Below are 3920 nucleotides of genomic sequence, written 5' to 3'. Positions count from 1 at the left end.
CCACCTCTGAACTGGATTAATGAGTATTTGAACTGGATTAATCCACCTCTGAACTGGATTAATGAGTATTTGAACTGGATTAATCCACCTCTGAACTGGATTAATGAGTATTTGAACTGGATTAATCCACCTCTGAACTGGATTAATGAGTATTTGAACTGGATTAATCCACCTCTGAACTGGATTAATGAGTATTTGAACTGGATTAATCCACCTCTGAACTTCAGGTATTGAAATATCAGTGTTGGTTTTGCCCTAACTTGTAGACAAACCTAACTTTTGGAGTAGAAGATTTCTAATACTATGGGTATAATATCAGCCGCATTGAATGAAAGTGATGTGAAAGTAGTCAAAATAGAAATATATTATAATTCCTTTTAATTAAAGAGGAAGCACCCCAAATAAATATTTAGTACACAAGATGACATCCAGGCGGTCTTCCAAAAAGTCTCAATCTAATTCCACTACAGACAAAGGTGGCAATAACGAAGAAAAACGAGAAAATCAGAAAGAATTATTTCCAATTGTGGCAATGGGGGCGTCTGCGGGTGGATTAGAAGCATTTACACAATTGCTCAGCCATTTGCCAATCGATACAGGCATGGCGTTTGTACTGATTCAACACTTAAGCCCCAATCAAAAAAGCTTGTTGAGTGAAATTCTCTCCCGAAAAACTCAGATGCCTGTATATGAGGTGCAGGATGGGATGGTGGTGGAACCAAATCATGTGTATGTGATTCCGCCCAATGCCAAGATGACTATTTCTCAGGGGGCGTTGAAACTGTCACCACGGGGGAAGATTCTTGGCCATTTTATGACAGTGGATGCTTTCTTTATTTCCTTGGCAGAGGAGCGGGGAAGTCAAGCGATCGCCGTGGTATTATCAGGAGGCGATGCAGATGGCGCAAGGGGATTGGAAGTAATTAAAGGGGCTGGCGGCATTACCTTTGCTCAATGTGAAGAGACAGCAAAAGTCAGTAGTATGCCAAACACGGCCATCGCTTCTGGTTATGTAGACTTTATTTTACCGCCAGAAGCGATCGCCGAAGAACTGGCAAAAATTAGTCGTCATCCCTATATCGCTAGCCCTAGCCCAATCAAACCTAGTGAAGTATTGCCGACGGAAAACACAGATGCTCTCTCTACAATCTATAGTCTGCTGCGAATTTCTTCAGGAGTTGACTTTAGCAACTACAAGCAAACTACTTTGAAGCGGCGAATCTTGCGCCGGATGGTTTTGCACAAACTGGCAAACCTGGAAGATTATGTCAAATATCTCCAGGATCGCCCAGAAGAAGTGAATGCTTTGTATCAAGATGTGCTGATCACCGTCACCTGCTTTTTCCGGGATAGCGAAGCTTTTGACGCTTTAAAAACCAAGATATTTCCGATTATTACCAAAGATCGAACGCCAGAATCGCCTGTGCGAATCTGGGTAGCGGGATGTTCAACAGGTGAGGAAGCTTACTCCATTGCTATTTGCTTACTGGAATATTTAACAACTCAAGGAATCAATCTGCCCATTCAGATTTTTGCTACAGACGTTAATGAAGTAGCCATCGACAAAGCACGTAACGGCATTTACAAACCCAGCCAAGTAGCAGATATCTCTCCAGAACGTCTACAGCGCTTCTTTGTCCCAATAGAAAACGGTTACCAGATTAGCAAGGTAGTGCGCGAATTGTGTGTCTTCGCCAGACAAAACCTGATCGGTGATCCACCTTTCTCACGGCTGGATTTGATTACTTGTCGAAATGTGTTGATTTATTTGGGAAGCACAACCCAAAAGAAACTCTTACGAATCCTTCACTATGGTCTCAAGTCAACCGGTTATTTGATGTTAGGTACTTCAGAAACAGTTGGTGAGTTTACAGACTTGTTTACTTTAGTAGACAGAAAGTACAAGATTTATTCACGGAAAATGTCATCAGCTCGACCGAGTATCGATCTGATTGCCAACCCTTACCCCATAGAAACTATCCACTCTCAACCCACACTCAGCGACGATGGATTAAACGATTTACAAATCCAAAAAGAGGCTGACCAGATCGTATTAAATCGATACTCTCCAGTCGGTGTAATTATCAACAGCGAGTTAGAAATTCTCCAATTTAGAGGACAGACTAGTTCCTATCTACAACCTGCACCCGGAAGACCAAGCTTTAATTTGCTGAAGATGGCCAAAACAGATTTGCGCCTAGAATTACGCACCGCCATTCACCAGGCAAAAAAGCAGCAACAGTCTATTACCAAGGAAGGTTTACAACTCAGAGATGGCGATGGAGTTAGGCAAGTTAAGTTTGATGTAATTCCGTTCAAACCTCCCGTAGCAGCAGAAACCTACTTTTTAGTTCTGTTTGAAGACATCTCCTCTTCACTACATGGTGCACCAGAAGCAACTGGTGACGGCCGCGTCAGATCTAGGCGGTCAACACTTCACGAGCAAGAAACCACCCAACTCAAACAGGAGTTGGCAAGCACCAAAGAACATCTGCAATCGATTATTGAGGAACAGCAAGCCACAAATCAAGACCTCAGAGCTGCCAACGAAGAGATCCTCTCAAGTAACGAAGAGTTGCAAAGTACCAATGAGGAACTAGAAACCGCCAAAGAAGAAATTCAAGCAACTAATGAAGAACTGAACACCATTAACGACGAACTGCAACGGCGGAATATCGAATCAACTCAAGTCAGTAATGATTTACTAAATCTGCTCAGCAGTATTAATATTCCGATCCTCATGTTAGGTGGGGATTTACGGATTCGGCGTTTTACACCCTCAGCGCAGACAATTTTCAATCTAATTCCCACGGATGTAGGGCGACCACTGAGTGATATTAAACATAGTCTCAGTATCACAGATTTAGAAAAACAAATCTTAGAGGTGATTAGCACCCTCAACCTGAAAGCTCAAGAAGTCCAAGACCAAGAAGGTCATTTTTATGACCTGCGAATTCGACCTTATCGAACAATAGACAATAAAATTGATGGTGCTGTGGTAGTGTTGGTTGACATTGACGCCATAAAATGCACTGCCTCGCAGCTCAAAAAGTCTCACGATTATGCCGAAGCAATTGTAAATACCGTCCGGGAATCCTTGGTAGTTCTGAATACAGAATTACGCGTAGTTAGCGCCAACCGAACTTTCTACGAGATGTTCAATCTTTTACCAGCAGAAACAGAAGGGCGCTTAATCTTTGAGATCGGGGACGGAGAGTGGAATCTGGAATCATTGCGATCGCTCCTAGAAAGTATTCTCCCCAATGACACCCCGTTTCAAGACCTTGAGGTTGAGTATAACTTCGAGAACGTGCAAAAAACCATCCGGTTTAATGCTCGAAAAATGCCTAAAATAGACGAGCAACAGATGATTCTCCTGATGATTGAGGACATCACGCAACGCAAAAATTGGGAGACAGAACGCGCTTACCTTTTGACTCAAGAACAATTAGCCCGGACTGCCGCTGAGACAGCCAATCGCGCCAAAGATGAGTTTTTATCTATAGTTTCCCACGAACTGCGAAACCCACTTAATGCCATGCTGGGGTGGGCACAACTGCTGCGTACACATCAGTTGGATGCAGATACTATTAATCAGGGGTTGCAAGCGATCGAACACAGCGTCAAAGTTCAAGCCAAGCTAATTGAGGATCTCTTAGACATCTCACGCATTACCTCAAGTAAGTTACGTATCAACCTCGAACTGATTGAACTTAACATTGTGGTTGAGTCAGCGCTAAATCTAGTACGTTTATTAGCAGAATCGAAAAATATTCAAATTGAATCTCGCCTGCAACATTCCACCAGAAAAATTTTAGGTGATGCTGTTCGCTTACAACAGGTGATTTGGAATTTACTTTCTAACGCTATAGCGGTTATCAGTCTTGTGAAGTACAGTAGCAGCAGTGAGTAAACCAACC

2 protein-coding genes are annotated in these 3920 nt (G+C 42.7%); both read left to right on the top strand.

What is annotated here, in order from left to right; all coding sequences use genetic code 11:
• Positions 1 to 234, top strand: a 234-nt coding sequence (locus ACM0OY_RS39710; protein ID WP_414574193.1) for a hypothetical protein, incomplete at its 5' end; no start/stop codon positions are given.
• Between the two features lie 187 nt (positions 235 to 421).
• A complete protein-coding gene (locus ACM0OY_RS39705; RefSeq protein ID WP_414574192.1) occupies positions 422 to 3913 on the top strand; it encodes a chemotaxis protein CheB in 3492 nt (1163 codons plus the stop codon).
• The last annotated feature ends 7 nt before the right edge of the window (positions 3914 to 3920 follow it).

The organism is Nostoc sp. CCY 9925, from assembly GCF_963920935.1.
Lineage (GTDB): Bacteria > Cyanobacteriota > Cyanobacteriia > Cyanobacteriales > Nostocaceae > Nostoc.
This window is presented reverse-complemented; position numbering and strand designations above follow the sequence as displayed.